At 34.8% G+C, this 19,706-nt stretch carries 16 protein-coding genes; 11 read left to right on the top strand and 5 right to left on the bottom strand.

What is annotated here, in order from left to right; genetic code table 11:
* Window positions 1-111 precede the first annotated feature (111 nt).
* From B0M43_RS13290 to B0M43_RS13270, 5 genes are all read left to right on the top strand, one after another.
* Window positions 112-516: a helix-turn-helix domain-containing protein gene (locus B0M43_RS13290; RefSeq protein WP_078008948.1), complete on the top strand. Its 405-nt coding sequence runs from the start codon at window positions 112-114 to the stop codon at window positions 514-516.
* A 274-nt stretch (window positions 517-790) separates the two neighbouring features.
* Window positions 791-1,015 carry a hypothetical protein gene (locus tag B0M43_RS13285; protein ID WP_078008949.1) on the top strand — a complete coding sequence of 75 codons (225 nt, stop codon included), beginning with the start codon at window positions 791-793 and terminating at the stop codon, window positions 1,013-1,015.
* 392 nt (window positions 1,016-1,407) lie between these two features.
* Window positions 1,408-2,565 carry an IS3 family transposase gene (locus tag B0M43_RS13280; RefSeq protein WP_078008950.1) on the top strand — a complete coding sequence of 386 codons (1,158 nt, stop codon included), beginning with the start codon at window positions 1,408-1,410 and terminating at the stop codon, window positions 2,563-2,565.
* Between the two features lie 30 nt (window positions 2,566-2,595).
* Entirely contained in the window at window positions 2,596-3,201 is a 606-nt protein-coding gene (locus tag B0M43_RS13275) for an IS3 family transposase (protein ID WP_078008951.1), read from the top strand.
* A gap of 432 nt (window positions 3,202-3,633) precedes the next feature.
* Window positions 3,634-4,386, top strand: coding sequence for a chemotaxis protein CheB (locus tag B0M43_RS13270; RefSeq protein WP_078008952.1), 753 nt, complete (start codon window positions 3,634-3,636; stop codon window positions 4,384-4,386).
* A gap of 61 nt (window positions 4,387-4,447) precedes the next feature.
* Here B0M43_RS13270 and B0M43_RS13265 read toward each other — a convergent pair whose 3' ends face one another.
* The gene (locus tag B0M43_RS13265; RefSeq protein WP_078008953.1) at window positions 4,448-5,470 is read right to left on the bottom strand and encodes a serine hydrolase; all 1,023 of its coding nucleotides are present in this window, start codon (window positions 5,468-5,470) and stop codon (window positions 4,448-4,450) included.
* Window positions 5,471-5,758: 288 nt separating this feature from the next.
* On the opposite strand from B0M43_RS13265, the gene B0M43_RS13260 reads away from it, so the two are divergent.
* Window positions 5,759-6,289 (top strand): hypothetical protein, encoded by a 531-nt coding sequence (locus tag B0M43_RS13260; RefSeq protein WP_123921864.1) that lies wholly within the window; start codon window positions 5,759-5,761, stop codon window positions 6,287-6,289.
* 507 nt (window positions 6,290-6,796) lie between these two features.
* On the opposite strand, the gene B0M43_RS13255 is transcribed toward B0M43_RS13260, so the two are convergent.
* The 4 genes from B0M43_RS13255 to B0M43_RS13240 all read right to left on the bottom strand — a co-directional run bounded on the left by B0M43_RS13255 (window position 6,797) and on the right by B0M43_RS13240 (window position 10,866).
* Window positions 6,797-7,906 (bottom strand): serine hydrolase, encoded by a 1,110-nt coding sequence (locus B0M43_RS13255; protein ID WP_078008956.1) that lies wholly within the window; start codon window positions 7,904-7,906, stop codon window positions 6,797-6,799.
* Window positions 7,907-8,397: 491 nt separating this feature from the next.
* Window positions 8,398-8,826, bottom strand: coding sequence for a hypothetical protein (locus B0M43_RS13250; protein ID WP_123921866.1), 429 nt, complete (start codon window positions 8,824-8,826; stop codon window positions 8,398-8,400).
* Window positions 8,827-8,851: 25 nt separating this feature from the next.
* Window positions 8,852-9,544, bottom strand: coding sequence for a response regulator transcription factor (locus B0M43_RS13245; RefSeq protein WP_078008958.1), 693 nt, complete (start codon window positions 9,542-9,544; stop codon window positions 8,852-8,854).
* Entirely contained in the window at window positions 9,541-10,866 is a 1,326-nt protein-coding gene (locus B0M43_RS13240) for a sensor histidine kinase KdpD (RefSeq protein WP_078008959.1), read from the bottom strand. Before B0M43_RS13240 ends, B0M43_RS13245 begins: the two co-directional genes overlap by 4 nt.
* Before the next feature lie 281 nt (window positions 10,867-11,147).
* Between B0M43_RS13240 and B0M43_RS13235 the strand changes: the two genes are divergently transcribed.
* The 5 genes from B0M43_RS13235 to B0M43_RS13215 all read left to right on the top strand — a co-directional run bounded on the left by B0M43_RS13235 (window position 11,148) and on the right by B0M43_RS13215 (window position 19,681).
* Complete coding sequence (locus tag B0M43_RS13235) at window positions 11,148-13,544, top strand: TonB-dependent receptor (protein WP_078008960.1); 2,397 nt, start codon at window positions 11,148-11,150, stop codon at window positions 13,542-13,544.
* A gap of 295 nt (window positions 13,545-13,839) precedes the next feature.
* A complete protein-coding gene (locus B0M43_RS13230) occupies window positions 13,840-14,526 on the top strand; it encodes a type II CAAX prenyl endopeptidase Rce1 family protein (protein ID WP_078008961.1) in 687 nt (228 codons plus the stop codon).
* A 509-nt stretch (window positions 14,527-15,035) separates the two neighbouring features.
* Window positions 15,036-16,016: a serine hydrolase gene (locus B0M43_RS13225; RefSeq protein WP_168199941.1), complete on the top strand. Its 981-nt coding sequence runs from the start codon at window positions 15,036-15,038 to the stop codon at window positions 16,014-16,016.
* Window positions 16,017-16,037: 21 nt separating this feature from the next.
* A complete protein-coding gene (locus B0M43_RS13220; protein WP_123921868.1) occupies window positions 16,038-17,204 on the top strand; it encodes a DUF418 domain-containing protein in 1,167 nt (388 codons plus the stop codon).
* Window positions 17,205-17,299: 95 nt separating this feature from the next.
* Window positions 17,300-19,681, top strand: a complete 2,382-nt coding sequence (locus tag B0M43_RS13215; protein WP_078008964.1) for an outer membrane beta-barrel protein — start codon at window positions 17,300-17,302, stop codon at window positions 19,679-19,681.
* Window positions 19,682-19,706: the final 25 nt, after the last annotated feature.

Below are 19,706 nucleotides of genomic sequence, written 5' to 3'. Positions count from 1 at the left end.
ATGATTTTAAAACCATAATCGGTATTTTTTAACTAATTATTAGTGTAAAAACTACAAATAATTAGCATCCGATTAGAATTTTGCTATTTTTGTAAAGAAAAGAGTATAATTATGGACCTCGGAAATCAGCTAAAGACACTTCGCATAAGAAATAAAATAGAGCCTGTCATTATAGCCGACATGCTTAAGATATCAATCAATACCTATAGAAGGTACGAACGAAATGAATCTGCTCCGGATCTGAACATGCTAGCGAAAATTGCTGAAATCCATAATCTTACAGTAATGGATATTTTAAGAGAAGATTCTCCGAGCACCAGCCTGGCCAAAGACAATGGAGAAAATTCCGGGATTATAAACCACCTTTCGGAAAAGCTTATTGAACAGTATACAATAAGAATCAATGATAAGGATGAGATTATTGAAGAACAAAAACAGAACATACAAAAATTAAAGAAGCTTGTAAAGGAGTATAAAGAAAAAATTTTGGAACTTCATAAAAACCAAGCCAGATAAAAGCTACGTGTAGCAATTTAATAAAAATCGAAGCGAAAAAGGCGATCTATGTCAGAGATATTCAAGGATATTGCCACGGAATCTTAAAAGTATCTAATGCCAAGCTAAAAATTGTTTCCAATATCCTTAAGACTGAATACCGCTACAGAATTACACAAATTTAATTAAAAAAGATAAGTAATTCAATTATAAAAATGAGCTCCTCAATCAAAATATTTAAATTAATTTTACTCTTAATTATCAAGAAAGTCAAACAATATTAATTTTACAAATTATGAATGACTACGAACCAAGCGAAGAAACCAAAAACCAATGGGAGAATGATCCAAACAACTGGATTTGGGGAATATTTTATTACAATCCCAAAGATAAAAGAGCATATTTTCCCAAAAGAATAAATGAATTAGGATGGCATGCTAATTATGCAAATCCCAATATTATTATTGCAACTTCAATAATAATTGCCTTAATATTCATTTTTATAAAATTTGCCACATAAATATAGCAGCTACTATTAACCTGTGTAGAGTTACTAAAGATTGGAACTTTTTATAAGCGCAAATATCCCTACTACTTTATTGTCTTTTATATTCGCCATTGTAAATTACGTCGATATTGCATACTTCATTTTTAACAGTATGCCATTTAAAATCTTTTTTAGTAACAGGTATTCCAAACGCTCCCTGATGCGGACTATCCATCGTAATTTTATAAGAATTTTCAATCTTGGTTATATTAAATGTTGTTTTTAATCTGTGGTCTTAATTTAAGAATCCCATTCCATCGAACCTCAATATTTTATGCCTGAGGTGCAAAAACAATAAAAATAAATAAATAAATATTTTTTTATAATGGCCAACTTAAATCTTATTTACACTAAACCAGAATAGTATGGAAGAAATACAACGACGCCAATCACCTGCGTTTAAAAAGAATGCAGTTCTGCTGAGTTATGAAAGAAAAAATGTTCTTGCCACCGCCACAGAACTTGAAATATCGCCTAAATTGCTTTCTAAATGGAGGTCACTTTACCGGAAATACGAAGCGGGTAGCTTTCCCGGACGAGGCAAAAAAAGAATTTATTATGATGATCTAGAGATTTATGAATCAGAAAAAAAACTTGCAGAATCGCAATTAAGATTAGTGATACTGAGAGAAAGTATAAAATTAAAACCTCAGAGCAAACAAGAGCTGTACAATTTTATCCATCAGAATAAAAATAAATACCCTATTGGTATAATGTGTCAGGTTCTAGGTGTTTCAACTTCAATGTATAATTTAAGAATGAAGCATCCCCTCTCAAAAAGAGAAATGCAGGTCAGCCTGTTCAAGGATGCAATAACTTCTGTATTTTATGAATCCAGACAATACCATGGCTGCGTTTTAATTGCAAGAGAGTTTTGCAAAAGAGGAATACAGATATCGGAAGACCAGGTTACATTTTTCATGAAGCAGCTGGGTCTTAAACGTAAAGTCAAAAAGAAATACAAAGCAACAACAGATTCCAAGCACACGCTGTTTATTTCGCCAAATATACTTAACAGGCAGTTTACGACAAATAAACCGTCCAAGGTTTGGGTTTCCGACATCACCTATCTGCAGATCGAAAAACGTTTTTTATACCTTACGGTCATCATAGACTTATATGACCGGAAAATAGTTGGGTGGAACCTTAGCTCTATGCTTTCAACTACAACAACCATTCTTCCTGCCTGGAATATGGCTATGAGCAATCGCAAGGTACAAGACGGCTTAATATTTCACTCTGATCGAGGAACACAGTATGCGAACAAACTCTTTACCAGTACCCTTAGCCAACACAAGTGTGTACAAAGCATGAGTAGAAAGGGAAACAGCATCGATAACGCTGTTTCGGAAAGCTTTTTTAATTCATTAAAAAGAGAATTAATATACAGTCAAAAAACATTATTAACTCCAAAAGAGATGAGAGCGGAGGTATTTGACTATATAGAAAACTGGTACAACAAAAAAAGAAGACATTCAGCACTTAAATATAAAACAATTGAAGAGTTCAATGCAGATATCTAATGTCAAAAAATAAAATGGTTAGTTACATTTATGGAAGCAATTAAAAAACATTACAACCATGATTTCAAACTCAAAATTGTCAAATTAAGTTTTGAAAAAGTTAAACTGGAAGATATCGCTCGAGAATTCAACATAACATACAGAACGTTGTGGAACTGGCGACGAATCTATATTATAAACGGCGAAGAAAATTTCTCTGTAGGAAAAACAAAATTAACTGCCCGGGAAAAAAAAATATATGATCTTGAAATAAAAACTAGAAAGTTAAATACTGAATTTAAAATTATTAAAGGAGCAGCAGATTACCTTCAAAAAGGACCACCTTTCATATTTGAATATATAGCTAAAAATGAACAAAATTATTCAAATTACATGATGTGTAAAATTCTTGGAATAGATCTGGGAAGCTACAACAAATGGAAAAATGAATATGTTTCTGAAAGACAGAAATGGAAAAATATGGTCAAGGAAGAAATAGCGTCTATATTTATATCATCGCAAAAGCGTTATGGATCAAAGCGCATAACGGCAGAACTACAAAGATCTGGATACCAATTATCTTCTGATACAGTACTGAGATATATGCGCGAATTAAATCTGAGTGTTTCAGTAAAAAAGTGTAAAACCAGAACGTAAAAATGTTTGCCTTTAATTTATCTTGAATCAATTCCGGTAATTATTTAAACGGAACATTCTTTCTCTTTTTTAAATTGAGCATTAAGGCTCAAAGTAAACAGTGCATCCAAAAAGCTGGTTCTGTCTAGTGCATAAGGCATTGATATTAGAGTTATCTGAATGAATTACCTGAACGTAATTTCACAAAATCTCCTTGCTATTAAAACAAAATTTACGTGCTCAGTTGCTTATTACAAAGCTGTTAATCGGCAGCAATTTTTACAAAAAATATAAGTTTTTATTTATTAATAGCTAAACTATCTCATTTTCTGTAAATTATAATGATATATTTACATATACTACCACAAAAGATGAAGACTTCCCCCTGCCAAAAGCTGCTTCTCTAATGGCACTAATGCATAGTAATAAAAGTAATAGTCATCAGTTCAAGTTATGAATACAGAAGAACCTAAGTACGTAATTGCAATTGGCGCGTCGGCGGGCGGCATGGAAGAAATAAATACTTTTTTTGAAAATACCTCACTTGATGGTGTTGCTTATGTGATTGTTCAGCATTTGTCTCCCGATTTCAAAAGCCGTATGGTTGAATTACTGGCACGACATAGTCTGCTAGCTGTTAGGGAAGCTATTCAAGGCATAGCTGTATGTACTAATGTGGTTTATCTTATACCAAATGATAAATTCATGACCATAAAAAACAACCGACTCTACCTTAGCGATAAAAATAAGACTCGCGGTCCACATCTGACAATAAATACATTTTTTAATTCACTTGCGCAGGACAAAGGAACAAAGGCAATCGGGGTAATACTTTCAGGAATGGGTTCAGACGGCAGTGAGGGGGTGAAATCAATTAAAGAAGCCGGAGGAATGGTTATTGCCCGAAATCCTGAATTTTCTCAATTTACCAGCATGCCAACAAATGCGATTGCAACAGATATGGTTGATTTCATTCTGGAACCTGAATTCATGCCGCAAGCTATAGCGTCTTATGTAAAACATAGTGAAGAAATTTTGGCTGGCAGCAAATCTGATGAGACAGCTATTATTGAAATTCTTTCTTATATTCGCGAGAAGCTGCCTTTTGATTTTTCAGACTATAAGTTGACTACCATACTTCGCAGGTCAAAAAGAAGAGCTGCTTCCTTAAACATTTACGATCTGACTATTTCTATTATTTTATGACTAATTACCGGGTTGACATCTCGTTTTTCCTTTAGTAAAGTAAAAACAGAAATCGTTGTATTTAAATTCGGCAGATACATAACGTCTGTTCCCCACCACCGTGGTAATAGCCTTTATGCCCATAAAATGAAGGGAAATTGTAAAGTCCCAAGCAGTAATTATTATTGGGTTCCCTTGGGTCAGTGTAGGTGTATATTTCGGATAGGATTTTTTTATCTTTTATTATTTTACCTTCAAACAAATACTGAAAGAACATTGCTAAATCTTTCGTCGTAGAAGCTAATCCACCACCACCGTACAAGTCCCATGAAGGATTGAGCTTCTCAGAATCCCAACCATAAGCCTTCGAATATTGGTGCGCAAAAGCCAAAGTGTTGTCTGGTTTTTTCTCTAAATTCACAAACCAAGTTTCATTTATTTTAAGCTTTTTGAAATCTAATAAGTCCCGAATTGCGGTGAAAAATAATTTGCCCGTCTCTTTTTCTATAATTTCTGATAGTAACAGATAATTGATATCGCCATAAGCGAAAGTTTTCCCAGGTTCTAGAGGCTTTGCTGTTTTCATGGCAAGTTCTATTTGTTCATCTCTGGTCCATTGATGATTGGGGTTTTCCCCAACGTAGGCGAAATAAGAAGCAGTTACGTAATCCGTGATTCCGGAAGTGTGAGAAAGTAGATTGCGTATTGTTATCTTATTTAGGTTGTATCCACTTTTCAACAATAGTTTTTTTGTTTTTTCAGATAAGAGCTCATCAATGGGCTGATTTAATTGCAGTTTTTTATTTTCTACCAATTTTAAGATAGAAGCAGCAACATAAGTCTTGGTGTTGCTTGCAATAAGAAGGGGTTGGTCCTTATTAATTTTTTCTTTGCTATACTGATCAGAAAATCCGGTCGCATAGGTCCATGAAATTTTATGATCCGGAACTTCCACATGAATCATTATTCCCACAGCATCCTGATTCGCCTGATAAGTTGAATCTAAAATATTTTTAAACCGTAATTCTATATTTTGTGCATAAGAAATCGACGAAATGCATAAAAATAAAATTCCCAGATAGTTTATTAGTTTATGTTGTTTCATTTTTTTTGTTACGATTTTCAAATACAGAAATGAATGATACTCTTTTCAAAATTGATTTCAGTTTTTTTTAAGATTTACGATTTGATATAGTTTTTCTGATTATCAAATGTACAGCACCTATTCATTCTTAAAGTGGTTAATTATAACCAATTATTAGTTAATTTAGTTTTATAAATTTGCAAGTAGGCGAAATGTTATTTTAGGTGAAGCATATAGCTTGTCTTGCCTCATTAGTTCAAAACCTAAATTCATAATATTGAATTTAATATATTTAACTCTAATAAAATTATGAAAAAAACTATTCTGCAATACTTTACTATTCTTCTTCTGTTTGTATCCTGCAAGACACCACAGATGGATCACGAACCTGCTAACTCTTTTTTACCGATGAAAATAGGAAATCAATGGACAATTGATTCACAAAATTATACTGTAATACAAGATACCTTACGGATAGATAGTAAATTGTACTACAAATTCTATTCTTTAATTGGCGGTGATGCTGTTTCAACGGCATATCTTCGAATCGATGATAATAATCAATTAATGGAATCATGGCCAGATGCAAAAGGTAAAGAATATACCAGAGCAAAGTTTAATAGCAAAGTTGGCGATAGTTTCTTTACCCTTAATGACCGAACTGCTAATGATTACAAAGTTACTGTCGTTGAAAAAACGGATACAAGAATAACCTTTTCTTTTGAAATGATTTATCATGATAATATGAAGGGTGAATTACATCAGGTAACGTATATAAAGGGTCAAGGTTTAGATGAAGGTTGGAAAAGCATAAAGATTGACGGTAAAACAATAAAGTAGTTATAATTTTTACATAGCAATACAATTTATAAATCTATAATTCAATATTTTAGATTTTGTTATTTTTTAAATTAACGCAATTCTTACATCAATCCCCAACAGGAGATCCAAACCAAATTGCTCAAGCCACTGAAAGTCATGCCCTACCAGTATTAAGCCAATTTCTTCAAATCATCCATAAATTTTATAGAAATTTCAGTTCCTTTGACAAACAAGCCAAATGGCGCCAATTGAAGACAATTGATGCCATTTTCTATATAACCTTCATATTTTTATTAGTCAACAGTACTCTCCGGCAGCCCCGATAGCAGTGAAAACCCTTTTTGCGGGGTTTGGTGCAAAGAGTACAGCGTATTGCAGGAATAGCTCCTGAAAAGTAATTAACCATGAGATCCATAACATTATTGTAAAGCAATCCTGAGCAAAACCAGTCTCCTAGAGTTATTATAGCTGATCACTCGGGACAGGCATCACCTGCCAGTCCTAAACCCCGGCAAACCAAGAACTCTAATTATCAATATCTGAAATATAAAACTTAATTATTTTTTCAATTATTTCTTCCGGAGAGCTGCCTGTAAGATTTGTAAAAAGAATGACTGTAAGATTATCTTTTGGATAGATAATAACGGCAGCACGGCCACCGCCAATAGGAGCAACAGCAGCATGTTTTGGTCGGTTAATTACAGGCCAGCCCAAGGCATAAGCATTTAAAAGTCCGCCAAAACCATCGTAAGAACCATTGTTTAGTTTTACAGGCTCCCAAATGATAGTAAGATCTTCATTTTTTTTAAGCAGTTCCCCCGATTGCAGGCCCATTATCCATTTTGCCATTTCCTCGGCTGTGGTAAACGCACCGGCATCGGTTATCATTTTTGATGGAAATTCTTCATATATTTCTTTTAATTGATTGTCTTTGATATATTCATTTGTTATTTTATCCTGATAATAATAGCTGTACGTAGGACATTTATTTTGAATTACATCATAGGAATTTCCGTAGTATATGTGCCTCATTCCTACTATATCAAACTGATTTTTGCGAACAAATTTTTCAAATGTTGTGGCACTGCACTTTTCAATAATACGCTGTAAAATATAATAGTTGGTGGCATTATAATTAAAACTTTCCCCAACTTCGGATTGTAATGGTAATTTTTGCACCATTAACCAAGCTGAATCTTGTCCCTTGTCTCCAATAAGACCTTTCCCGTCCTCAATATCCGGAAGCCCTGATGTGTGGCTCATCAATTGTTTTATTGTTATTTTTTTCCAATTTTCAGGGATCGAGTCCATATACTGGGAAATAGGGTCATCAATATTGAGTTTATTGTGCTCTTGTAATTGCATTATCGCAACTGAGGTAAAAACTTTAGAGATAGAATTTATCGAAAAGATGCTATTGGTTTTCACAGGTACTGAAAATGGTACGTTAGCAATTCCAAGAGCTTCGGATAAGATAATCTCATTGTCTTTAAGGACCACCAGCTGGCAGCCAGGAATTTTTCTGTACTCCATTTCTTTTTTAAGGCAGGTAATAACTTCCCTTTTTTTATTTTGAGATAAAACCAAATTGACTGAAAAAATTACTATTGATAAAATATAAATTTTAATTCTCATTATAATTGTAAATTTCTAGAGGTTAACATATATAGTTTATATCACTATTAAATTGATTAGAGATTCCTATGACAATGATTTTTTCAATGTCTCAATAACTTATTTTTCATTATTGCTAATTAGCACGAAAGGCGTCTGAAATTTACCATTTTTCTGTAAAATCGCGATCGTAGGTAAAACATTTATTTTAACTCTTTAAGAAGTACAAAATCTGAATCAATGATCCGCTAAAATTCAATCCCCAGCTCTTTTACCATTTAATCATTCTTGTATTGTTCAGCAAGATTTAATTTTTCCTGAATTGTATATTTGGAGCTGTGTACCTTCGAATAAAAAAAGCCCCAGATTTCTATCAAGCTGGTCATTCCATTTTGACAGGTAATGGTCAATTGAACCAATTTTTCCAGTGCGCAACCAGACGGAATTAATGGACACAAACCAGAAATATCTTTGGGACTTACGATGCAATCGCGGGATATTTTAATGGTAATTTAGTTTTTATCTGACAGCGTTTCGGAAATCTTTTCTCCCAAAGCTTTTAGCCTCTCAAAAGTTTCATCAGAAACCAATTCTTTGTCAATGCTCATCTTCAATTTTTCTTCTTTTAATACAACTGAATAAGCCGTTTCGCCTTTATTCTCTTTTTTCCAAATTTTGCTGCCGGCATCATTCGTTAATAAATTATTATCCATACTGTCAGATAATAGTTTTTCAAGCTTTTTGGTTTTTCCTTTATCAAAGCTCGCCTGCAGAGAATAATTATTATCTGAAATAGAAATAGATACTGATGATTTTGTTGTTTTCGTCTGTCCTGGCGGAACTTTTGCAATTGCTGTTGTATTTCCAGAAGAAGCTGTGGCAGTTTGCGCCTGAGTAAAGGTAGTACAGGCAAGCCAGATTAAAAATAAAATGATTTTCATAATTAAAAGATTTAATTTTTTTTTCTTATTTAGTGTTAAATTTAAAGCCAAGTCCTCTTACACTTGTAATAGAGATGGTAGGATCTTCGCTAAAATATTTCCTAAGACGGCTGATAAAAACGTCCATGCTTCGCCCTGAAAAGAAATCATCACTGCCCCATATTTCTTTTAAAATATCTTCACGCTTGACAAGTAGGTTCTTATTAGTATATAAGAACTTAATCAGCAATGCATCCTTTTCGGTAATTTGATGTACAATTTTAGCATGGGAAAGCATATAATTTTTACCATCAAAAACATAACTGCCGATGGAAAATATCAAATCTTCATTGGTGTTTCCAATAATATTTTTTTGACTTCTTCTCAGGATATTTTGAATCCGTAAAATCAATTCTTCAACTTCAAAAGGTTTTACCACATAATCATCGGCACCAAGCCGCAATCCTTTGATTTTGTCTTCCCTCATGCTTTTGGCTGTTAGAAAAATAAAAGGTATATCATTATGGTGGTCAATAATATTTTCAGCCAAAGTAAATCCATCCATATTTGGCATCATGACATCCAGAATGCAGATATCCGGCTTTATATCTGAGAAAAAATTTAAGGCTTCCCTTCCATCCTTTGCCCATGTTACCTTAAAGCCAGAAAATTCCAAATATTGCTTTAATATGGAAGCATAGTCAAAATCATCTTCCGCTAATAAAATATGCTGCTTCATACTGGAATTGTAATTATAAATACTGATCCCTTGTGCTCTTCACTTTTGACACTGATTCTTCCACTATAGGTCTCTACCAGCTGTTTAATATAAAACAGTCCGAGTCCTAGTCCTCTGCTGTTGTGAATATTTCCTTTCTCAACTCTGTAAAATTTATCAAAAATCGCAGTTTGTTCCCGGATAGGGATTCCTTTTCCATTGTCTTTTACAGAAAAATTAATAACTCCATCTATTATTCTTAAGTCAGCCTCAATTTTAACGGCGCCATATTTTACAGCATTGTCTAAAAGATTTATAAGAATCGTATTGAGATGAAAACGATCCATTGCCACGGTGAAAACTTCTTTTTGGCTCGTGAATTCAATCGCTACATTGGGCGCTGAAAGCTTGAAATCATCAATCATATGCTTGATTTCTTCATGCGTTACATGAATAATATTTTTGTTTGCAATTGGCACGAAAGAAGCTTCTTTGACCTGCCGAAACAATTTTTGAAGTCTTTCATTTTGTCTTGAAATCATGTCCAGCGTACTTTTATAGTGATCCGGACTCATCTGCTTATTTTTTCGCTGCAGTGTTTTAATGGCAATATCCATTGTTGCAAGTGGCGTTTGAAACTCATGGGTGATATTATTGACAAAGTCAGTCTTGATATCGGCAATCCTTTTTTGATTGATGAAATTTTTGAGTGACATATAATACAAGAAAACGACAAAAGCCATCAATACGATAGAAAAGAGTAATAAACCTGCCATTTTAGAAATAATTGTTTGCTGTAATTCATCAAAACTATAGTAGCGGTTACTCTTTACTATCATGGTATGCTCATCATCATTATCTTTGGTTTCCCAGCGCCCCATAGAAGAAAGTATTTGATTCTTTTTTAATGTATCATTGGCCAGAACCAGTATTTTTCCTTTAAAAAGAGTATCTGTTTTCCCGTGATTTATCAGTACAATTGAATTTAGATAAATAGAATACTCAATATCATAATCTTCGGGCTGCGTCATCTTTTTCATATACATGTTCATGGCGCTTATAATTGAATCTTTATTTGAAGTCAGGTATTTAGCAAAATTTTGTTTTGTGACATTCCCTTTGGCATACTCTTTTGCATATTTTTTAGAACGTGTTGTCCAGGTATCGTTCAGTTTTTCCCATTCTTCAGTGTCTTCCAAACGGGCTACTTGTTTTTTAATCGAACTATGTATTTCTTTTTCGTGTAATTTATAGGTATTGTAGATAAAATAGCCCTGAATTGCAGCTAAGGCTGCTACCGTAAAGATACAGGCGCCTATCAAGAGCATTATTTTTCTTTTCATCTGTTATTATATTTGGTTACAGAAGCAATCCGCTTTGTTATTTACGGCAAAGCTATCTCATTTTAAGCTTTATCGTTCTAAAAATATTGCCGTTAACCGTCCTTTAACCAAAGTTAAAAATAATAAGAGGGACAAACCCTCTAAATACTTAATTATCTTTTTACAAAAGTTTTTTAGCGTTTACAATTTGATTTTCAATTTCATGCATTAACCTGTCATTAACCCTCTGTTAACCATTTTTTGAAAATGATTAACAGAGTTTTGCAAGAAATAAATCATCAATGAAAAAATTAATCATGTTACTGTTGTGGGGATCCATTGCGGGTTACTCGCAAGAAAATTCCCTGTCTGGAAAGGTAATCGACGGCTCTCATCAAGCCGTACCTTTTGCAGATGCCGTGCTTTTGCAGGCAAATGATTCTCTACCACACAAAACGACACAGACTAATGAGTTGGGCGAGTTTCATTTTAGTGGCATACCAAAAGGGGATTATGTGCTTGAAATAAAAGCAATTGGTTTTGAAGGGTATTACAAAAAGATAATCCTCGAAAAAGATCTGTTTCTGGATACAATTTCTTTAAACGAAGTTATAAATAATCTGGACGGAGTAACGATTAACTCCAAAAGTCCTATTGTAAAGCGGCTGACTGACAGACTCGAGTTTGGGGTTGAAAATTCATCACTTTCCTCAAACAATGCCTGGGAAATTTTAAGCAAAACACCCGGAGTAATGACTGGATCCTCAGGCTCATTAAGTATTCGTGGCAGCCAGAGTATTCTTGTTACCATCAATGATAAGAAAATTTATCTAAGTGGCGAAGAACTAAAGCAGTTTTTAGAAAACACAAGCGGTGAAGAGGTAAAATCGATAGAGGTTATCACCAATCCGCCGGCAAAATATGAAGCTCAGGGAAGTGCTGTTTTAAATATCAAACTAAAAAAGAGTCCTTCATTAGGTTATAAAGGCTCAATTAATATGGCATACGTGCAGTCAATATATCCTAAAGGTATTGTGTCTACAAATCAGTTTTATAAAGGAAAAAAATTGTCTTTGGCAGGAAGATATGGCTTTGGTTCAGGAATATACGTCAATGAAGGAACTGATGTAGTACATTATTTAAAAGAAGACGCTTCGGTCGATTCGCGCTGGGAAAGCATCATGAGGCGCAAGTCTAAATCGCCGGAACAGCATTCTTACCGTCTTCAGGCATCGTATGAAATTGATTCCCTGAATACTATCGCTGTCGGAGGAACGGGATTTATTGGAATGAAACAGCAAGCAGATTTTACAGTTCCTACCTTTATTTATGGTGCCGACAACATGGTTGATTCGCTTTATGTAACTCGAAATAACCGAAACAATCCTTTAAAGAACAATGCATACAATATATCTTTCGACCATATTTTTACTAAAAAAGAAAAAATATCAGTGGCGGCTGATTACACCAAATATTGGAGGCAAGAACGTCAGGATATTGCTTCTGCATTTTCGCTTCCCGAGGAAAATCCTTATCGAACTATACATTTTATCAGTGACAACATTCAGAACATTGAGCTTTTTTCAGCACAGGCAGATTATTCTAATGAAAATAACGGCACTCTGGAAGCAGGTGTGAAATTTGGAAATGTAAAAGCCGAAAGCAATCTCGATTATAAAGACGAAATCGATGGCAGTCTGGTAAACAATCCGAATCGGACCAGCCTTTTCATTTATGATGAGTCGATACTGGCGGGGTATGCGAGTTATAACAAAGAATTGGGAAAATGGAGCCTCAAAGCAGGTTTGCGTGGTGAATATACAGCCTTGCAAGGAAACTCGGTTACAACATCTGAAATCAACGAACAACACTATTTTAAGCTTTTCCCAACATTTTACGGACTTTACAAGCCAAAAGAAGGTCATGAAATAGGTATTTCTTACGGAAAACGAATTACGCGTCCGCAGTACAGCAGACTGAATCCGTTCCGTTCCTATTACAATTCCTATTCTTATTTTATGGGTGATCCTAAACTGCTTCCTACAATCAGTCACAACATCAGTCTTTTATATACACTAAAAAGCAAATACAACTTTGATTTTTTTTACCGCCTTGAAAAAAATCCTTCCATGGAAATTTCTTATCAGGAGTATGAAACAAAAATGCTAGTGTATCATTTTACAAATATTAAAAAAAATTATGCCTTCGGACTGGAATTCAATACGAACCTGACTTTGTATACATTTTGGGAATCAGGAATCCAGGCTGGATTAAGTTATGTAGAAGATCGTTTTCAGGGCATAGATGGCAATTTCTATAAAAACGGAAAACCCACTTACAACACTAGTATCAGCAACCGTTTTGTACTGAGCAAGAAGAAAAAATTAAACGCAGAACTTAACTTTCAATACAATTCGTCTTCCGTACAGGGTACTTTTGTTTTCAGCCACACCTCCAACCTTTCTGCAGCGTTCCGTAAGAAAATATGGAACAGTAATGGAGAAATATATGCCATCATCTCAGATATCTATCGAGGAGAAAAAGAAAAGGTAGTTACAGATTATGCCAACCAGTACAATTACTTCAAATCTTATGGGGACAGCCAGAGCATTAGATTGGGCTTTCGTTATAATTTTGGAAATCAGGGTCTGGAAAACAAAAAAAAAGAAATTCAAACAGAAGAACAGCGACGCTTATAAACTATAAAACAGAATTGGTTAAAGAAGGTTTTTGTACTTGATACTTCTATCCTAACCTTCTAACCTCTAAGCCAAAAAATAAAATCAGATGTTGAAGATTTTTATCTTGCAAACAAGTGATCTGTTTTAATGGATTAAAATTAGAATCTATATTATAAATGTAAAATGGTTAGTAATAACCATTTCAGGCAGTCTGAATTAAATATACCTTCGGGCTAAATTCGAAATGGACCTGATTACAAAATAATGCGGATTATTGTATCAATGATCTTTGGATATTAAAAAATAACATAAAATGAAAATGGTAGCACAATGGACAGCGTTTTTTCGATTTATCAAGAAACCTCATTTTTTACAGGAAGAAAATAAAGTAATCTCTAAATTAAAAATAACATTCAGTTTATTTATTCTGCAGATTATATTGGTGGGACTAACCACTTTAGTTATAAGTCTAATCCTGATACATTATTTTGGGCTGAAATCTGATAGTGCAAATGAAAATTTACAGTTATTATACAATCCTGTGATTTTATTTGCTATGGTTGCTGTATTGGAAGAATTTTCTTTCAGAGGTTTTTTAAAAAAGTTTAATCCATTATTTTTTTCAATTTCAGTAGCGGGAATATCAGGTATTTATTTTAAAAAATTATATTATCGTAATATGGTTTTTGAACTGCAGGGATTAATGGAAATGGGAATATTAATGATTTTTATTTTTACATTATCATTATTTTTTGCTAAAAAAAACACTTCGAAAATGACTGCTTTTTGGGACAGTAATCAACATAGTATCATTATTTCAAGTGCTGTTTTGTTTGCCTTTATACATTTTTTTAATCACAAAAATCTTGACTTAGTTAACTTACCATTAATTATTTCCCAATTCTTGAGTGCATTCATTTTAAGTTTTGTTAGAATGCGTTCAGGTCTCGTCTTTGCAATTCTACTGCATTTTATATGGGACTTGCTATTAGGTTTTTAAATATATAATCTACCAGCAAAAGTGTATTAATTATAGGTCCTTAGCGTACAAAATTTCAATCTTGTGCAAGTTTTATGTAAAATATTTATTTTTAATTCTTTAAGAAAAACACAAATCTCAATAGCATCTGCTAAAATTATGATGTACAATTATTCCGCTTATCAATAGTTTACAAATTTGGTAACAAGAATATTAATGTTGAGAAAAAACAGGGTGGTAATCAAGAAGAAAAAGAAAGAACCAATTAATTGATTTATCATTCTATTTATTTTGAAGTATACAGATAGTCGATAGTCCAGATTAAATTGGAATTTAATCATCATCATCAATCAAAAAACTAACATTATGGCAATTGTTATCACCGCAGTATGACAATGATCTCGTAATTTCTATCAAATTCCTATACTAGTATGAAAAACAGTCACTTCTCTTTTATTTTCCTATTGCTGAACATCTTTAACACATCCGCGCAAAATCACGGGCAAACCGGGGATATTCTCTTAAGTCAAATGACAGATTCAATTTTTACCAATTATTACCCCGGAATTCATAGCGTACTTGTTGCGGATGATAAAAATTTAGTATATGAGCGATACTTTAATGGTTATAGTCGGGATTCATTGCACGACTCCCGTTCTTCTTTTAAATCTATAACAAGCTTACTTGTCGGAATAGCCATTGACAAGGGGTTCATTAAGGATGTAAACCAAAAAGTTTATGAGTTTTTCCCGGAATATACTTCTTTAAGGACTGATAAATTTAAAAAGCTGCTGACCATCAAGAATCTACTGGAAATGAAATCTGGTTTTGATTGCGAAGAATTTAATGACACAAAAGATTGTGAAGAGGAAATGAGCTTAAGCAAAAACTGGGTAAATTACGCAGTAGATCTTCCAATGAAAGATAAGCCCGGAGAAATATGGTCTTATACTTCAATAGACCCCGTAATCCTGAGCGGCGTAATAAGTAAAGCAACCAAAATGTCTGTAATTGATTTTGCTGCCAAATATTTATTTGAGCCCTTGGGTATTTCTAAATATCAATGGACTACAGATCCAAGTGGGAATGCGATGACAGCTGGATCTTTTTACATCCGGCCTGCAGACATGCTTAAAATAGGCCAATTGGTTAAGGATAAGGGAATTTACAATCGCAAACAGGTGGTTTCGAAAGAATGGATCGAGCGGTCTACGCTTTGTGATATTGCAATCCCCGATTTTTCCTTTATAAAATCAAGTAAAAGTAAAATAGCATCGGCACAGCCGGCATACTATGGTTTTTACTGGTATCGCGAGACCATAAAAACAGACAATATTCAGGAAAATGTATTATTTGCATCCGGGAATGGCGGCCAATACATATTTATAATTAAAAGTTTAAACTTAACAGTTGTCTTCACACAAGGCAATTACCGATCTTTTAAGGCTAAACAGGCTTTTGAAATTTTGGCAAAATATATTTTACCTGCCTTTAAGCCTGAAAAGAGTTAACATTGAATTTAATCATCCGCATTGAAAGCAAATAGCCCAATATCGCAAAATCACCGTATACCCATTATAGACATCCTAAGGGGCTGGGCTTTGTTTAGTGTTGCTGTAATGAATTATTCGACCATTCATAGCTGGAATAACCACGCTGACAATTTTGGTTCAAGCTCTCTTTCGGCGGCATTAGAATCAACAGCCGAAACTGTCTTTGAATCTAAAGGCTGGACATTACTTGCCATTTTATTTGGTTATGGATTTTCTTATTTACTCAAAGGGGTTAGGCAAAGTGGAGGAAATCAATGTGTATTTTTCGTAAGACGCATGTTCTGGCTATTTGTATTAGGATTCATCAACAGTATATTTTTTGGAGGCGATATTTTAAATGACTATGCCCTGATGGGTTTAATCCTGCTTCTTTTTTACAATTTTAATACAAAATCACTATTTGTTTTAGCAGTATTGATTTTATTGCTAACGCCTGCATTACAGGCACTGTTAGCAAACCACCAATTGCTGTTTACCCCGAAGTATCGCGACGCTTTTTATGAATTATACGATCGCCATACTACTTTAGACAGTATAAAGGCCAATTTATTAATGCGGTATAAATGGATGCTGCGCCCGAGCTATTCTGTGATATTGCATCTGGTTCAATTGGGCTGCTTTTTACTGGGAATGGCACTTCAGAGAAGTAATTCTTTTGAGGTGTTACAGTCTAAATTCCTAAAATCCGTCAAAAAAACGGTCCTGTTTAGTTTCATGATTTCCATTGCAATCTTTTTCTTTCAAATAGCTGTTGAAAACAACGATTGGCTGTTTGAAGATTATTACAATTTATACTACCCGCAGGTATTGAGCATTATGGTTTTTTCAAGTTCTGCTGTTTGTTGTCTATACTATTCCGGATATTTTAAGGGTGTTTTCGAACTTATGAAAGAAACGGGCAAAATGACCCTGACGAATTACATCTTACAAAATATAATTTTGTTCATTTTGTTTATCAACATCAGACCGGAATGGTCATGGCACTGGTATTTTATTGCAGGGGTTATAGTCTATATTTTTCAAATGTTTTTTAGCAGGTGGTGGCTGAAGAAGTATCATTTTGGCTTATTTGAATGGATATGGAGAAGCTTGTCGTATAGAAAATGGATACCAATAGTTAAATGTAAAAAGGAATTGGAACATTAAATCACAGATCCAATCGATTGTTTTAAATTTTATAGTAACATCTTCTAATTTTTTATGTCTTTATAAAACATGAATGTACTACTTGCAAATCATATATGAAACGACTGTCCAGATTATTCTTTTTTCTTTTACTTCCGATGGTTACTTATGGCCAATACCAAATTTCGGGAAGCGTGTTTGATCCAGGCGGATCTGCCCTTTCAGGGGTTAATGTGAAAATAATAGGTCATACTGACGATAAGGCGCTTACGTCCGCTACAAATAGTAGCGGAATGTTTACTTTTGACACCACTCCGGGCGATTACGTTTTAACAGTCTCACACCACGGTTTTAAAACGCAACAGTTCAATTGTAACGTATCGGGAAACCTGCCTCTTGGAATTCTTGTACTGGAAGAAGAAACAATTGGCCTTAAGGAAGTGATCATCAACCAAAAGAAAGCTATTCTAGAGCAAAAGATCGATCGCTATGTATTTAATGTTGCGCAAAGCATTTCTGCTATGGGGAACGATGGCCTGCAGGTGATCAGAAAAACACCAGGCTTACAGGTATCAGACAATACCATTAATCTTGTGGGAAAAGGAAAAGTACGTATGATGGTCAATGACAGGTTGTTGGTGCTAACTGGTGAAGACCTGATGAATTATCTCCAGACAGTAAGGTCAGAAGATATTTTAAGTATTGAGGTCATCACCAATCCTCCCTCGAAATATGACGCGCAGGGCAACAGCGGGCTGATCAACATCCAGCTGAAGAAAAACAACAAAGAAGATTTTAGCGGAAATGTTTCCACTTCTTATTCCCAGGCATCTTATTCTTCTGCCAATCTCGGCACTGGAATTAATTATAAAAAGAAGAAAATCTCCCTTTCCGGAACTTTAAGTGCTGGTACTGGTTCAGTAAAAGAGACAGTTGCTGAAAAAATTTTTTATCCGAATAACTTTCGGACATCAGAGGAAACAACGCGTGCTTATAATAAATTCTTTGGAGGAAGGCTCACCGTTGATTATGAGCTGAACGATAAGGCCAGTATCGGTTTACAGTATTCAGGTAACAAGTCGGCTCCGGATGCTAGAGATCATATCGGCGTGACTTATTTCAACCCGGAAACTGCGGTGCTGAACGGTTCACAATTTACCAAAGGCGCGACGGAAAGCACCGTCAATTACAATAATCTGGGTGCCTATTATGCCATAAAGCTCGATACTTTAGGTAAAAAACTAAGTATTGGCAGCGACTATTTCGCCTATCACAGCTCACGGGAACGGTCTTTCAATAGTTTAGGGGAAAACTATTCTACTGAAGGCATACCTGTCGAAACGGCCCGGACAGAGGCAGATAATTGGGGAAAGCAGGATATTAAAATATTTACGGGCAATGTTGATGCCGAACTTCCTTACAGCTGGGCCAAACTTGAAATCGGCGGCAAGGGAAGTTTTATAAACAACCAGAATAATATAGGCTTTCGAAACCTCAGCGCTGATACCTTGCAAAGCGACCGCTTTCGGTATAAGGAAAATATTTATGCCTTGTATGCCACCGCGTATAAAAAATTTGGCAAATGGGAATTCAAGGCGGGTTTACGTTTTGAAACCACTGCTACCGAAGGCATTTCCATTTCGCTTGGCCAAAGTAACAAAAAATACTATCAGTCACTTTTTCCTTCGGCTTTTATAAGTTATAGCATCAACGATAATCAAAACATAGCGCTCAATTACAACAGGAGGATCAACCGCCCGTCATATGAAGCCCTCAATCCTTTCAGGTGGTATCTTAACTTGTCTTCTTACCGCTCTGGGAATCCTTTCCTGAAACCCGAATCCATAGACAATATCGAGATCACCCATACCTACAAGAGCATATGGATCAGCAAGCTTTACGCGTCCAAAACATCCAATTGGTATGAACGCGTCACCTATGTTTCTCCCGAGAACGCAATGCAGGCTTATGTCTACGAAAATTATGCTACCTTTTATACCGTTGGCATTTCCGAGAATCATTCCTTTAGAGTTTCTGAAATATGGGAAAGCGACAACCAGCTTAGTGCCTATTATAATTATTCCAATATCAGATTAAAGGTGCTTCAAGGCGAAACCAAAGGATTCAGCGCGTTTGCCTCCACCAACAACTCCTTTACGCTGAACGCCTCAAAAACGATATTTGCAGAACTCAACTACTGGTATCAATTCCCGGCATCGATTACGCAGTACAGCCTGAGTAATTTCCACCAGCTTGACATCGGTTTCAAGTGCAGTCTTTTCAATAAGAAACTGCAACTCGGAATTAACGGATCTGATATATTGAGGACCAATACGCCGCGAATTGTCGGATACACCAATAACATCCGGCAGGAGTACCGGAATTACAACGACCTCCGAAGACTTGTCATTTCCCTTACTTATAAGTTTGGCGGCGGCAAAGTTAAGGCAAATGAGAAAAGCGGCGGAAATGAAGCTGAGACTGGAAGAGCATTATAATCACAAAGATAAAATAATCAATCAT

The sequence above is a fragment of the Flavobacterium sp. KBS0721 genome, from assembly GCF_002007065.3.
GTDB lineage: Bacteria > Bacteroidota > Bacteroidia > Flavobacteriales > Flavobacteriaceae > Flavobacterium > Flavobacterium piscis.
The sequence above is the reverse complement of the archived record's forward strand: the minus strand, read 5'-3'. Positions and strand labels throughout refer to the sequence as shown.